Origin of the sequence: Pseudoalteromonas sp. CNC9-20 (assembly GCF_022347875.1) — a bacterium.
Lineage (GTDB): Bacteria > Pseudomonadota > Gammaproteobacteria > Enterobacterales > Alteromonadaceae > Pseudoalteromonas > Pseudoalteromonas ruthenica.
This window is the reverse complement of the sequence record NZ_JAKRFS010000005.1, coordinates 286,758-300,748: the sequence shown is the minus strand read 5'-3', so window position 1 is coordinate 300,748 and position 13,991 is coordinate 286,758. Positions and strand designations below refer to the sequence as shown.

12 protein-coding genes and 1 pseudogene are annotated in these 13,991 nt (G+C 40.5%); 4 read left to right on the top strand and 9 right to left on the bottom strand.

From position 1 onward, the window contains the following. Positions 1-138: 138 nt before the first annotated feature. The 4 genes from avs2 to MHM89_RS13980 all read right to left on the bottom strand — a co-directional run bounded on the left by avs2 (position 139) and on the right by MHM89_RS13980 (position 7,104). The gene (gene avs2, locus MHM89_RS13995) at positions 139-4,632 is read right to left on the bottom strand and encodes an AVAST type 2 anti-phage system protein Avs2 (RefSeq protein ID WP_239409058.1); all 4,494 of its coding nucleotides are present in this window, start codon (positions 4,630-4,632) and stop codon (positions 139-141) included. A gap of 445 nt (positions 4,633-5,077) precedes the next feature. Continuing rightward, positions 5,078-5,908, bottom strand: coding sequence for a hypothetical protein (locus tag MHM89_RS13990; RefSeq protein WP_239409057.1), 831 nt, complete (start codon positions 5,906-5,908; stop codon positions 5,078-5,080). A 106-nt stretch (positions 5,909-6,014) separates the two neighbouring features. Continuing rightward, positions 6,015-6,656 (bottom strand): hypothetical protein, encoded by a 642-nt coding sequence (locus MHM89_RS13985; RefSeq protein WP_239409056.1) that lies wholly within the window; start codon positions 6,654-6,656, stop codon positions 6,015-6,017. A gap of 124 nt (positions 6,657-6,780) precedes the next feature. Next, positions 6,781-7,104 (bottom strand): hypothetical protein, encoded by a 324-nt coding sequence (locus MHM89_RS13980; protein ID WP_239409055.1) that lies wholly within the window; start codon positions 7,102-7,104, stop codon positions 6,781-6,783. A gap of 617 nt (positions 7,105-7,721) precedes the next feature. On the opposite strand from MHM89_RS13980, the pseudogene MHM89_RS13975 reads away from it, so the two are divergent. The 3 genes and pseudogenes from MHM89_RS13975 to MHM89_RS13965 all read left to right on the top strand — a co-directional run. Further along, positions 7,722-7,838, top strand: a pseudogene (locus MHM89_RS13975) (integron integrase); the annotation flags it as partial. Between the two features lie 285 nt (positions 7,839-8,123). Then, positions 8,124-8,645, top strand: a complete 522-nt coding sequence (gene dsbB / locus MHM89_RS13970; protein WP_022945073.1) for a disulfide bond formation protein DsbB — start codon at positions 8,124-8,126, stop codon at positions 8,643-8,645. After that, on the top strand, positions 8,642-8,944 hold the full coding sequence (locus MHM89_RS13965; protein ID WP_045979845.1) for a DUF6170 family protein: 303 nt from the start codon (positions 8,642-8,644) through the stop codon (positions 8,942-8,944). The genes dsbB and MHM89_RS13965 overlap by 4 nt, the downstream gene beginning before the upstream one ends. A gap of 35 nt (positions 8,945-8,979) precedes the next feature. Here MHM89_RS13965 and MHM89_RS13960 read toward each other — a convergent pair whose 3' ends face one another. After that, entirely contained in the window at positions 8,980-9,276 is a 297-nt protein-coding gene (locus MHM89_RS13960; RefSeq protein WP_138510590.1) for a ComEA family DNA-binding protein, read from the bottom strand. Positions 9,277-9,492: 216 nt separating this feature from the next. On the opposite strand from MHM89_RS13960, the gene MHM89_RS13955 reads away from it, so the two are divergent. After that, complete coding sequence (locus MHM89_RS13955; protein WP_053911165.1) at positions 9,493-9,804, top strand: YebG family protein; 312 nt, start codon at positions 9,493-9,495, stop codon at positions 9,802-9,804. A 56-nt stretch (positions 9,805-9,860) separates the two neighbouring features. Here MHM89_RS13955 and MHM89_RS13950 read toward each other — a convergent pair whose 3' ends face one another. The 4 genes from MHM89_RS13950 to MHM89_RS13935 all read right to left on the bottom strand — a co-directional run bounded on the left by MHM89_RS13950 (position 9,861) and on the right by MHM89_RS13935 (position 13,876). Continuing rightward, complete coding sequence (locus MHM89_RS13950; RefSeq protein WP_022944739.1) at positions 9,861-11,054, bottom strand: amino acid aminotransferase; 1,194 nt, start codon at positions 11,052-11,054, stop codon at positions 9,861-9,863. A gap of 28 nt (positions 11,055-11,082) precedes the next feature. Beyond that, positions 11,083-11,748, bottom strand: a complete 666-nt coding sequence (locus tag MHM89_RS13945) for a GAF domain-containing protein (protein WP_239409054.1) — start codon at positions 11,746-11,748, stop codon at positions 11,083-11,085. A gap of 135 nt (positions 11,749-11,883) precedes the next feature. Then, complete coding sequence (locus MHM89_RS13940) at positions 11,884-13,578, bottom strand: fused response regulator/phosphatase (protein ID WP_275441836.1); 1,695 nt, start codon at positions 13,576-13,578, stop codon at positions 11,884-11,886. Then, complete coding sequence (locus tag MHM89_RS13935; RefSeq protein ID WP_022944742.1) at positions 13,571-13,876, bottom strand: STAS domain-containing protein; 306 nt, start codon at positions 13,874-13,876, stop codon at positions 13,571-13,573. Before MHM89_RS13935 ends, MHM89_RS13940 begins: the two co-directional genes overlap by 8 nt. Positions 13,877-13,991: the final 115 nt, after the last annotated feature.

The window sequence follows — 13,991 nt, the reverse complement described above, 5'->3', positions numbered from 1 at the left end:
CATTGAGTGTGAGCAGACGTTGAACATAACGCATATTTGGACAATTCCGAGTTACGAACAATAAAGCACTCTGACTTTTCGGATTACTTTTGGTATTGCTACCATGTGGCCAGCCTAAATGTGGCTGGCCACATTCTCTTACCCACTGCAGGTTGTAGTGAAAATCTTATGCTTTCCTTCAATGTGATCATCATTAATGTAAAAAGCACCGCTAAACTCTATACGTCCATAATTATGGTTCGAAGAAAAAGAGCCACCAATCACACCTTTTTCACCTAACAAAGTCCAAACAACCTCCAAATCATTATCCTTTAGCATCTTCAAAAATGGTTCTTTTTTTACCAATAAATGTGCTTTTGTATCGTGTAGAGCTTCAGCAGCAAAACAAACAACATTGTTAGCCTTATCGATATAGCTACCTTCTTGAGAACCATGTTTTAATTTCATATTGTCAAAAATTAGAGAGCTTGGTTTAAGAAAACTTAAAGTTTCAGCCTTTGATTGATCGAACTCTTCTTCCCAACGATAACCGATAGTAGTAACACCAACATCAGCAATCTTAGTCCCTGTCTTTTTGTCTGAAACTGTTACCCAGTCCGCGCCGCTATAGTAATCAGATTTAAAGAACTTAAAAGCCTCAGACCAGTAATACTCCCTATTAAACAACTGATATCTATCTGTACTTTCAGGCATCCATCGCCCCATATAATGTTGGCTTTCAGCCCAGTTTTTAAAATGCTCATATTCAGATGACTTAACTAAGTAACTTCTAAGATGACACCAAACCTCTTTCCGTGGGTGTCCCCAGTCTTCCTTACCTACTTCTTTAGGCTCTTTCCAAGACGGATAACTTTCCAGAACAAGCCAGTCAGCACCATTATTGTCTTTGACTTCAATCAACCCCTGCGGGTTATCCAACGTAGAAGTATCCTTTACCCAATTTTCAAAAGTACAATCCCACTGAAAAGATTCTTTACTAACCCACCACTTATCTTCAAGAGGTATGCATTTATCTCCTGTATTTTTAAGCAGAATTGTTGGATCTATATCCCTTTCATAGGGTTCCCAAGGACCTAGGTAAGGAGACTCTTTTCGCTCATCGCCGTATCCCTCATAGCGGATGTAATTATCTGAAAGTCTTGCTATAAATTCATGAAATGAAATCCATTGATATTTTTTACCTATTCGTTCTTGATGGGATTCATGCCGTCCCCTGCCTGTGCCAATGTTTTTATCAAAATCACCATGCTTATCAGGAGACCAACCTAGATCTATTACGCGATTAAAAATAAAACATTCAGCTAGCCTAAGATCAAAATGAGCATCTGTATCTAATAAATTGTTGTTATGATCAAGGTATGGTTCAATATCTCTTTCATAAATAGTTAAAGTGTTTTCTGGTAAAGCATTTTTAAAAGCTAATTTATTCGAAAGTAGCTCTTCTTCTGTTTTTCTGCCTAAAGCGACTCCCATGCGGATTATAGTTTCACCTATAACCAAATCATCAGAGTCTTCAGCATAAATAATAGGGTCTAATGAACTAAATAACTCAAGCTGTTCTTCCGATAAGTCGCTCTTAAAATTTTTAAATATTTCTTTCCTATTTACAGGGGATTGGCCAAATCTACACCCGGACCAATCTGAATGATTAGAGTTAGTGCCTATGGTGTACCTAGAGAAGTCACCCCCCCCCATAACTGAACTCCACAAATCCCAGTAGCCTTTCTGATCATAAAGACTTTTCAGCTCATCTTTAGTTGGTATGTCATCAGGCCATTCACTTTTGTATGGGGGCTTAGTTTTGGACAATTCAATCTTTTCTGTTATCAATCCAAGGTGTGAAACATACTCTATAATCTCTCTTGCGTAGTCTCTTAAGAGGATATGTGGATATACATCCTCTGTATCAAAGACCTTTGTATAAACTATTTCAGCTACAGTGCCTAGCTCATGATGATCCTTTGTTCGCAGTACACAACCTAAGGCAACAGCTAACACTCTCTCCCATACATAAGGATCATCTACGGCATCAAATTTATCGATTATCCTAACCAATACTGGAATTCTATTTTCTAACAAGTTAACTAAAGCTTTAGTTGAACAATCCCTCAATTCTCGATTGGTTGAAGTGAAAATCCAACAAAGCGCAGTAGCAACTAACTCAATTGAATCATCAGATATGTAACTCTTATCAAAGTCATCCCAAGCCCAATCTATTAAATGCCTGAACGTAGAGTCTTCACTATACTTATATTTTAATTGAGTAGTCCAAAATGCATCTCTGTTTGGCAAGGGATGCTTAGATAACCAATAATGTAAGAAATTAGCATTAAATGGGTGTCCTTCAATACCTGAAATTGAAATCAGTATTTCTAAAAAGTGGCTAAATGTACCCCTCAACTGAAGCACATTGTCATTTATAAACGGTTTAAGTTTTTCGAAATCTATCGCAGAAATTTCTCTCCAAACTAAACTATCAATAAAAGAATTTATTAAGTAATCATGCTCACTAAACTCTGGCAGTAACTCATAGAGTTCTTTTCCATATTTTTCAGGCAATTGAATCGAAAGAGCCTCAACAATTCCTTGGTTGTAGTAAAAGTCACACTCTTCTTTAAAGTAACTTCTTAGACGACCTCCCGCCTTAAACTCATCTTCAATATTTTCAACGCCGTCAAGTAAGTAGTTTACTGTTAAATGGTCATCAAACCTTTCAAAAGATATATATACTACCTCTTCAACAACGTTTTCGTCATTTCGAGTAATTCCTTTTGTTAACAACCCTTCATCTATTAATGCGTTAAGAAAAGTTTTATCGTTAACATAGTCTCGAACAACAGACTGGACGGCAACATGCGCATTTTTAAGAGGTATACTCTTAGCCCCTGAACCCACCTTAAGCTTGATTAATTCATTTAGTGCGTCATTAACCAATGGAAAACTGGAATCGAAACTGTACTTTTTAGGTGACGCAAGCGACTTGTTGACACCAGTAATAAAAAAACTGAGAATTTTGGATATCCCATGAAAACCCACTGGAACTTTACTTAATCCACTTTTCTTAACTCCTTCGCATAGTAATTTCAAAAATAATGGGTTTTTGAACTCTGGGTTTAAGTTGGGAGAAGAGGGTCTCTCTATATTGTAATTGTCATAGAATAAATTAACAGCTTCCAGCTCAATGTTTTTAAATCCAATATGCTCATGAGTTTCAAAGTTATTGCGTGATACATTCTCATCAGAAATGGTAATATTTTTATACGTTGACCTAACTGATATTATTAAACCTAGACAATCAAATTTTTTAATATCTTCAACAAAACTATTTATATTATCATCCCAAAACTTATTGCCATTCCCTTCATTGATCGCATCGATAAATATCAAAACCCTCTTATTATTTTTTTTAGCATATAAATTAAGCTTTTCTAGAAAATCATTGGATGTAGTATCGACCTGTAACCTTTTAAAAATTTGTACCCAAGGAGATTCATCAGAAGTGAGCTGTTGCCCTAATAAGAAAAGAGATGGAGAACCAGTTTTAATTCTTGTTTCAACAACATCGGCAAGTAAGTGAGACTTACCAATGCCAGCTTCCCCTTCAAGAAGTAAAAACGGATTGTTCGACAAGTTTACTGTTATGGAGTTTAAGAAAGTACTTAACTTGTTACACTCATAATCAAAATCCCTAAGTTCCCTTAAAATTGATGAGTATTTATCACTGTAATCATTAGACTCTCCAGCTGCTTTTGCTTCTTCACGCAGTTTCCACAGTACCGATTCAGATTCTGCTACTGCATTGTTGCAGGAAGTAATACTGTTACAAAGTTCATCTGTTGGTATTTTAGTTAATATAGAAAAATCAATTTCTTGGTATAAGGTTGTAATTTCAGTTAAAGATTTAGATATTACAGATTGCTGTGAGGATATTTCATCACACGTACAGAGCTTGTTTCCTTTAATCAGAAAGCTATCTATATGTGAAAAAAAGAGTTCCGAAAAATCCTGAGTTCTCCCAAGACCCTCAAAGATCTTTGCTATTTCTAACTTTAAGTTTAATTCAGGTGTGTATCGTCCACCTAAATCAGCTATTGCCTGTCTGTTTTTCTCATTTAACCAATCATCACTTAGGTGAAACGTGAGCTTCTCGTCTATAGAGCGTAATAGAAGTTTCATTTGAATCAGCTCTTCATTGATATCGAATATCTTTTCCTTATAACTTTCTTCGATATGGAGCTTTTTTAACGTTGTACACTTGTTTATTTTAAGCGCTAGAATCGCATAAAAACGTTCAAGTTGTTTTTGAGTTGGAGGAAGCACACTAGGACAATCACTAAACTTATTCACTACCTCAGCTTTATCAGGAAACTCTTTAAACAAAGTATATTCGTTTAGCACGTCAAATAATGGCTGAGATTGATAGAACGGAACCTTGTCTGAATCTATTGGGTATTCAACTTCAAACTCTAAAGCGGTTTCCTCGATAAGTTGATAGAGCCTGTCTACATACCTTTCCTTAGGAAAAAGCTGCTTTCGAAACCAGCCATATCCCTCCTGAGATATAAATTGGTCTACAAACTTGACAGCAACGTAGTATGACGCCCCACCAATTGCCAATGTAATTGGTTCCATTTTTATCTACCCTTAAATGCTAACAAGTTATACCGTCATCATAAAAACGGACTATTTCAAAACGTACCTGTTCTGACTTTACAAAAGTAGAAATCTCAGTAGGCTACTGTTTTTAAAGTGAATAGACTAGCAATATGCTGATGTTTGCACAACTAGAGTAACTGTGAAACCATAGAGTTTTAAAACTTTAACTTAATCGACCCTAATCCAGATATCTCATAAATTGTGTTATGCAAAATTGTGAAAAAGTGACATCAATGGACCAATTGCTCTTACTCATTTTGGGGCACTTTCGAGCCAGAAAGTGCCACGGGTAAAAATTCAACTTGAGAAGTTCTTGGACAGAGACGCGTTAGAGTATTTATTCGGTAATGCCTCAAACACGGGCCAAATAAGTAGGGTAACTTTTGCGATAAAATGCGAAGCATTGCAAAAGGCGCACAGCTTAGTTAGTCCCTGTGTTTTGACTTGATAGAAGTTTATCCATTTCAGGCCTAACATTATCACGTAACATGTGTGGAGCCATAGAGTCGAGGAATGTTATAGGTAACTGCATTGCTTTATGTTTGGTTTTATTAACAGAAATAACCTTCATACCTTTACAGGAAGCTAGATGTTGCTTTTTGACTCTCTTTTTTTCCTCACGATTCATTTTATTTGTAAACACACAAATATGAAAAACTAGAGCACCAATAACTATCTGTTTTACGGTATATCCATCCTGTAAGTTTGGGGCCCAAGAAATACAAGTGAAAAATGGGTTGATATATCCTGGCTTATTGAGGCCAAATGCTTGCCTATGCTGAATAAACTCTTCTTCAGATAATTTGACTGGCTTGAGTAAGCCACATGTAAGAAAATAGCTACTGTTTTCAAGCGTTTTATCAAGTATGTAATGCTTAAAGCTTTCAAATTCTTTGATTTGCTTGCCACTAGCTCTTGAAGAATTGTAAGAAACCTTAAGAAGCCATCTAGATAAAAGAGCATAGTCGTAGTGGAATGATGTTTCTTTGCACAAGAAATTCTTTTGAAAAATATCAGCGCTTTCAAGCACGCCTTTAACATGTGAGTCATATTCAGATAGGATAATATTGTTACAATTGGAGCAAACATCCTTTATTATTGCCTCACCCGCGATTACCTTTTCAGGTTTTTCTCTCCACCCTACTACAGTATTCTGGCCTTCGATTTGGTAATGATGCTGATAAACAAAAGATGGCAAAATATGCTCTCTTGTAAGCTTTTCTGATTTCCCACAGTAAATGCATTCAGCCATACTATTCCTTACTTCCAACGCCGCAGCCACGGGCAAAGGCCAGCGGCTTGCCGCGCTGTGGCCTTTGCCCCCGAGGAGCGTTGCGACGAGTTAGTAAGCTGCATTGTTAACTGTCTTGCTCACGTACAATAAGAGGCACGGATACCCAGCCACCAAATGAATTTTTTGCAGGTAGCACTCTAAGCAAAGCCTCTACAGGAAACGAAACATGATCAACGACAGAGCCCGCAAGAGGAATCAAAGATTCAATTCCAGATAGAAAAAATTCTTCGGATTGAACCAAGGCGAATGCATTACCGAAATTATCCTTAATTGCAAAATATTTCTCATCAGCGACCAGTTCTTCAGCAGGCATGGCATTGTGATCAACGGAGCTAGGGGGGTGTGAGCTACTCTCTGTTGTAAACGTATAGGTATACCGCTCTCTTGTAACTTTACAGCCGCTGATACTCATCGTTCCTTGAACCCAGCCGTATTTTGATGGAGAGCCAACTGAGTGCTCTATTTCACCTTCAACTTGTTCAAATTCACTTAGCTCAGGAGCTAATTCTTCAAGCATTTTGAAGGTCGAAACTTTGAACGATTTGCTCTCGTTAGTAACAGCACCAGCGCTTAGAAACAATGCCTTCGCACCTGCATTTAATCCCTCTGATTTAGTAATAAGTACATCAGGAGACACACCTTTACTCTCCTCATAAAGCGACGATATGAAATCTTTATCTAAATATAAGAGTTCCTTAAACGACAAACAGATTCTCCTCTGTCAGTTAACGCCACAAATAAACGGCTAAAAATAGTTGGCTATCATTTGTGAGGCACGAACAAAGCCAACTGTTTTTTGTCCGCTCTTTTAATTTGCTTTGTTAGAGTGCTTATATCCGCCATGCTAAACTATCTATTGACATGCAAATTTCCCACACATATTTATCTGAAATTACTATTCCAGTATCCGTTATTTCATAACCGTCATGAACAACATCTAGAGGCTTACCATGGACTATGGAGTTTCTTACTTTTCTTACATTACCATCTAAGAATTGTACTGAACTTTCACTAATAAAATCCCGTTCATCAATCTCTTCTAGCCATTTAAGATAATTTATAAAGATAGATTCATATCTTTTTTTGGTTCTGGGCTTAACATTTTCTTGTCTACTAAGTTCACGCACAATATAGCCAAGTGCATCTTCCAACATTGCCCATAACATTAATACTTGAGACTTTTTAATGTAATTAGGCAAATCCTTTTTAAAAGTGGATTCTAAATCATATTCTTCATTACTTATATTTGAACGGATACTTGGTTAGTATATTCATTACTTGATATGCCAGTTCCACCCTTAACGAGCATATCTGAGAAGTTTGATATGTAATTATCAAGTTGGTAATTTTGCTGCTCAATAAAAGCCATCATTAAGCGGATTTCTTGATATAAACCTCTACGGAGGAAAAACTGCATATCCGGTTTCATAGTAAAAAACTTCATTCTCTTAAGCCAAATATTATGATGAAATTACATAGCATTCTAACAATTTAATATCGAGCGATTAGGTCGTTTTTCTGCCGCTATCTGTCTTGTTTTTGTCCTTAGACCATTGATAGCAAATTTAGAAAGTACTTACCAGCATTGAAGTTACATTACATTGCTCTAAATGTGTACACGACAAAACGACCCATTGAATTGTTTTCCTGACTATAGGAAAAACATAAAAAACTGTATATGAACACAGTATTTTATTGGGGCTAACTCAATGAAAAACTGTTCATCATTTTAAACCACATCGTCGAGTTTATGCTGGCGAAGCAATATTTACTCAGAGCACTGCAAGCTCAACATCGTCATTCCGATATGAGGACAACACAAATATACACTCATGTTTTACAGAGAGGCGTAAGCGGTGTTGTTAGTCCTTTGAGCAAAATTTTCTAGCTTGTTTTGGGGCAAGAAAGAGTTATTTGAACGTAGAAGAGCACGGCATCAAAATTCCCATAAATGGAACGTACTTTACGATTCATAAGCAAAAACGGAAGCCAGCCTACCGCTTTAAATGATTCATTAGCTTTTTTGTTCACTTAACAATACTAACCAGTACACAAATGGCGCTAAATTAAGTGCTTAGGCACGCCACTGAGCTTACCTTTGCGGCCGCTAATACGCTTGCATAGCGCCGAGGGCGTGGCATAATCAGCCCATCAATAACGATGTGAGTTAACTATGAGCTGGTTAGGTAAGTTATCGCACCAACGTGCGCCTTGGGTACTGTTAGCGGTGATTGCCACCGTATTCGAAGCAACTGCTTTGTATTTCCAATATGCCATGGACTTAGCGCCATGCATTATGTGCATTTATCAGCGTACAGCAGTCTTAGGTGTACTATTTGCGGCCTTACTAGGCTGTATTAATCCACAAAATATGTATTTACGCCTAGTGGCGCTGGCGAGTTGGCTGGTTGCCAGTATATGGGGTTTCTTGCTCGCCAAAGAACATATCATGATGCAAACCACCACAGATCCGTTTGCCTTCGTATGCGAGTTTGAACCTAACTTCCCAAGCTTTATGCCTTTACACGAGTGGCTGCCGAGCTTTTTTGCTGCTACCGGTGATTGTGGCAACATTGATTGGCAATTTATGGGGTTATCAATGCCTGGGTGGATGCAAGTGATCTTTGCGGTGATGGCAGTCGTTGCAATTATCATTACCTTAAGCAGCTTTTTTTATAAACCTAAGGCTTCATGATTTACTTTCTTCCCAGTCAAATTCCGAAACTCAAGTCGCTCAGTCACCATGAGCGACTCGCTATAGTGGCGGATTCATTAAACAGGCTATCAGCGCAGCGCCGAGTCATGCTCAATATTATTAAACTGCTGCTGATCACCCCACTATTTCTGCTGCTGGTGCGCTTTGAAGGCTGGCACATGTTACCATGGCTGCTCTTAGCCGGCATCGCCTATCCTATTATTGTGCTCCCAGTGCGCCATGCATTCGCACTGTTTCACCTTGATGAAGCCATCGCCGCACATAAAAAGGGCAACTAAACGTTGCCCTTTGGTTTATCAGCAATACTTTGCCACTATCTTACCTTCACCAATTCCCGAATTTGCGCCAACGTACTTGCACCAATACCTGGCACAGCGTCTAGCTCATCAACACTACGGAAATTGCCTTGCACCTGACGATATTCGATGATGGCGGCTGCTTTAGTGGGGCCAATGCCCGGCAGCGATTGTAGCTGTTCTTCGGATGCTTGGTTAATATCAAGTTTGGCTGGGGTTACCTGCTCACTCGCTTGTTGAGGTGCCTCAGCAGCGACCACTGCTGGGGTAAGTACAAGCGCACAGGCGGTGTAGAGTGCGGTTAGTAGCTTCATGCTTCTCTCCTTAGAAGTTAAAGTAAAAATCCGTGTTACTTCAAAAGTAAATAAAGAATAATTACTGAGATGTGTCAAATAAAACTAACGATAAAGTCGTGCTTTTTTGTGGTAAAAATGCTTAACCCTTTAAAAGGAATGATTAAAACCCTTGACGGGCGAATCGCCAACCACTACCCTTACTGTATAAAAAAACAGTACCCTTGAGGAGAAGCCATGGCTGTTGTAACTAAATACGTTGTAGAACGAGACGGAGTCGAGCGCATGACCTTTACTAGCAAAAAAGAAGCCGATGCCTATGATAAGATGCTCGATATTGCCGAAAGCTTAGAAGAGTTATTAGGCGGCGTTGATGTTCCCTTAAGTGAGCAACAAGTAGAAAGCCTGTCGTTGGAAATAGCAAAACAAAAAGACGACTTTATGCACGTACTTAAAGGTACCAAGCCTGCAGCAAAGGCCACAAAAAAAGCCAGCAAAGAGCCAAGTGATAAGGAAAATGTTACTGAGCTCAAAGCCAAAGAGGCGTAAAGCTATTTCTTAGACATAAAAAAAGCCAGCATTGCTGGCTTTTTTTATCATTCGCGTTACTTAGTAACCGCTGCAACGGCATCGGCAAAGTAATCGATATTATCTTTGCTTACCCCTGCCACATTTACACGGCTAGAACCGACAATGTAGATTGAGTACTCTTTTTGTAGGCGTTCGATCTGTTCTTTGTTAATCCCTAGGAAAGAGAACATACCGTGCTGGCGTTCAATAAATGAGAAGTCCATACCTTCGCATTTGTCGTTTAACTTATCCTTAAGCAATGAACGCAAACCATTGATACGAGAGCGCATGTCATCAAGCTCTTGGTGCCACATCGCAGTTAGCTCGTCGCTACTAAGAATAGTATTAACAATATCTGCACCGTGTGCCGGCGGCATCGAGTAAATACTGCGTACCACACTGAGCATCACTGAATTAGCAATATCAGCGGTGGCTTGATCTTTTGAGATCACCGAACAGGCACCAATACGCTCACGGTATAAGCCGAAATTTTTCGAACATGACGAACAAATGATTAGCTCATCTACCTGCGAGGCCAAATGGCGTAAACCCGCAGCATCCTCATCCAAACTCGTACCAAAACCTTGATAGGCGATATCAACCAGTACTGTAAAGCCTTGAACTTTAGCGATTTCAGCTACTTTTTGCCACTGCGCAAAATTCAAGTCCATGCCGCTTGGGTTGTGACAACATGCATGTAACAGCACCACATCACCCGCAGGCACTTGGCTGAGCGTGTTCACCATGTCATCAAATAACAAACCCTTGTTATCATAGTCATAGTAAGGGTACTCTTTCACATTCAGGCCAGCCGCTTCAAATAGGCTAATGTGGTTGGCCCATGTTGGCGTAGTCACCCACACCGTGGCTTGCTCATTACAACGCTTAATGAACTCTGCCGCCACCCGTAACGAACCCGTGCCACCTGGAGCCTGAGCTGTACGCACACGGTCCGCTAGCAAAGCCGGGTGAGCATCGCCAAGTAGCAGTTGCTCCATTTTCTGACAATATTCCAAATTACCGGCCAGCCCAATGTATGACTTAGTGGTTTCATTGGCGAGACGAAACTCTTCAGCCTTTTTAACGGCCTTCAATACAGGGGTTTGCCCTTGCTCGTCTTTGTATACGCCAACACCTAGGTCAATTTTTTTGTCATTGGTGTCGGCTTTAAACGCAGCCATAAGCCCAAGAATTGGATCTGTCGGTAAAGGTTTTAATTGTGAGAACATGGAACTCTCTTTATTATCTCAGGTTAGGTTAGTCCTGACGGCTGGTTGGTAAGTGCTTGCTAATCTCTAAACACGCAGCTATTAGCAACGCAACCTGATCAGGGGTAAAAAACTTGTCGGTAAATGCTTCAGCATCAATAATGCCCACTACTTTACCTGTCTCGTCATAAAGCGGCAAGCAGCTTTCTGCTTTCACTTTGGGGTCACATGTATAGTATTCGCCACCGTTGGCAACATAGTCTTCCACATCATTTATCACCCGAGCAACCCCGCTGAGTGCAACCTGCACATTATTGCTGGTTGTTGCAAAGTCAGGGTTAATAGGAAAAAGAGGGCGACTAGGTGCGCCGTAATAAGCGAGCTTAAGTAGCTGTGGCTGACCTTCAATATGTTGACTTTGATAAATACCAAACCAGTCTACGCCACTTTCTTGAACAACAAAATCGACAATCGCTTGAAGCTTTCTCAACTTTGCTTCACTGCTTGAGGGCAAATGTTCGCGTAAATCGAAGGGCAGCTCTTGCAGATGACCAAATAAACTACACGCCCCACCCTCGCCCAACTCAGGAATTTGATATTGCCAACAAACATCGGCACTCGCATTGTTAAGGTATTGCTGTAGCGCCTGTTGTTTATTCGCCACTAATTTGGGCTCAGCGCTAAGTTGTGCATTTTCTAAGTAGCTTAAAAGCATTTAGCCATCCAAACATCTAAACATTTAGCCGGATGCTAGCACACCTTTTTATTGCCGTGCAATACAAAACCGTCACTTCGACACTAAGCCAGTCATTTAAAGGTAAAAATAGGGTTCTGAGGCAATATGAGAGGGTTAGTCGATATGGTAGCGAATGCGTATTTCATTTCCCGCTTGGTTGTATTCCACATCTTCCGCCAGCTCTTTAAGTAGCTCAATACCACGACCATAGCTGTGTTGGAGTTGGCTACCTGCAGCTGGCTCGAGGGAAAAACCAGCTCCCGAGTCTTTAACGCTTAAAAGCAATGTTCGTTGCTGTGGCTGATAACAAACTCGCAGGCATATCTCACCTTCGGTGAGTTCGCTTAGGCGCTGCTCACGCTCACTGTAGTATTGTAAGAAGCCGTCGTCATCGGCCTTTAAAGCAGAGTCTAACCCCAAAATACCGTGCTCTAGAGCGTTGTTATAAGCCTCTGATAACAATATAAACAGTGTCGATTTGTGGGTGTTCAGCCCTGGCAAGTGACCAACTAGGTCCATCAATTGCGCCACTGGGTCCACCGTTTTCAACTCCTCGGCACTTAACACCACCTCAAGCTCAATAGGGAGCGGACTTATAGTGTGATTAATAGGTTGTAATGGCGCTTGAGGTTGCGGGTCGATAATCACCACGCTGTAATCGTCTTGTTGATCTTCATTACCGGTAAAATAGTGCACAGCGGCAATGATGTTGTCAGTACGGATCATCGCTTGCGACGCCAAGGTGCGTAGCAAACCGCTGTAGCCAAATTGGTGCTGTTGTGCATTTTCGGCCTCAATGATGCCATCGGTGTAAACCACGATACGGCTATATTCATTGAGCGTGACATGGCGCACATCACGCTCAAACTCCTCATCATCCAAAATACCCAATGCCATGTGTTTTGATTCGAGCTGACTAAGCATGTAGCCCGAATGGTCAATAAGGTAACCATCAGGCAAGCCGCCCATCCAAAACGTCGCACTTTGTGCATTGGCACTAATTTCGAAAATAGTTGCAGCGCAAAACATATGCGCCGGCAACAAATCGTATAAAGCGGCATTTAACTCTCTGGCTATATCTCCTACGGCCAAGTTTTTTTCCACCATAGTGTAGAAAATACGCGCCACTGGCAGCGCCCCGGTGGCAGCGGCTAACCCATGCCCAGTGAAATCGCCTAATAGATAATATTGCGAGCCATTTGGCCCCAAGGCATTGAGAAACACGTCGCCATTAAACATAGAAGCGGGCGACAAGTGTGAGTCGACCCCCTTGGGTTTATCCTTATGTTGCAGGGCATTATTGAAAATATGCTCGACTAGTTCGTGTTCGCGTTCGGTTTGATTTTGATAATAGGTCAACGCGTCCGTTTGCTTTTTTGACTCGCTGACTAAATGGCGAATACGCAGGTGTGCATGTAACTTGGCTCGCAGTATCTGTAAATCGAACGGTTTGGGCATAAAGTCGTCACCGCCTACGTCCAAACATCTTGCCAATGAAGGGTTATCTTCCAAAGCGGTAATAAAAATAATGGGGGTATAAACTCGTGTATTGGTGCGTTTAAGCTCCGCTGCCGTTTCATAGCCATCCATTTCGGGCATAAGAATATCCAGCAGTACCACATCAACATCGTGAGCCTGACATTGCGCTAGTGCCTGAATGCCATTTTCAGCTTCAATGACGCGATAGTTGTCACGCTCCAGCATCGCTCGCAGAATACGCCGGTTCATGGACTCATCATCAACAATGAGCACTAAGGGCAAGTCTTCGCTAAGCCCATGTGAAGGAAAGGAAATGTACTTTTCAGTCAATGGTAAATTTCTTATCGAAACGCGAAATTTGGAGAATCTTTTTTAACTGAGGGTTTGCATGGCTGATGGTAATGCCCTCTACCTGCCCCTTCAGAGCTTTATGCATATTGAGCAACATACCCAACGCTGAGCTATCCATGTAACTGGTTTCTCGCAGGTCAACTTCCACGTGCTTAGTGTCGGCATGAACATCTGCATAAGCTGTACGAAAATCTTGCACAAGATTAAAGTCAAACTTTTCCTTTATCACTATCACTAGTTTTTGTTTTTCCTCAACATAATGCTGTTGTAAACTCATACCCGCTCCTAAGCCACTGATAATCTACCTGTTTAAAATATAAACCTTGCCAGCCATTTCGCAATGACAACACCAAAATATGTTAGGATGACACTTTATCTTTATTAATTGGAGC